1 protein-coding gene is annotated in these 263 nt (G+C 47.9%); it reads right to left on the minus strand.

Features of this window, described 5'->3' with window-relative positions; genetic code table 11:
* Positions 1-112: 112 nt before the first annotated feature.
* Positions 113-263: helix-turn-helix domain-containing protein (locus tag SB822_RS58100; protein ID WP_410859242.1), on the minus strand; the 151-nt coding region annotated here is incomplete at its 5' end.

Consider the following 263-nt stretch of genomic DNA (forward strand, 5'->3'; position numbering starts at 1 on the left):
CTTCGTTTTTCCGATCGCAGTTCTTTCGTGCCAGACCTACGCCTTAAGAAGAATGGATGTTTTAGATATTTTCTATGCAGATATCGACTTGCTTGTATAAAATTGACTTCCATCACGAACTACGTGCTTTGGCCGGTAGGCGACTTTGTGCCTTGCGCCGGAACGAAGCCGGACTTGTGCCAACAAGACGACTAAAAAAACGGGTGAGATGCACCTGGTCAGCAAACCCGCATTCTTGTGCGATCTCGACAACAGGAAGTCGG

It is taken from the genome of Paraburkholderia sp. SIMBA_054 (assembly GCF_046534875.1).
GTDB classification, from domain to species: Bacteria; Pseudomonadota; Gammaproteobacteria; order Burkholderiales; family Burkholderiaceae; genus Paraburkholderia; species Paraburkholderia hospita.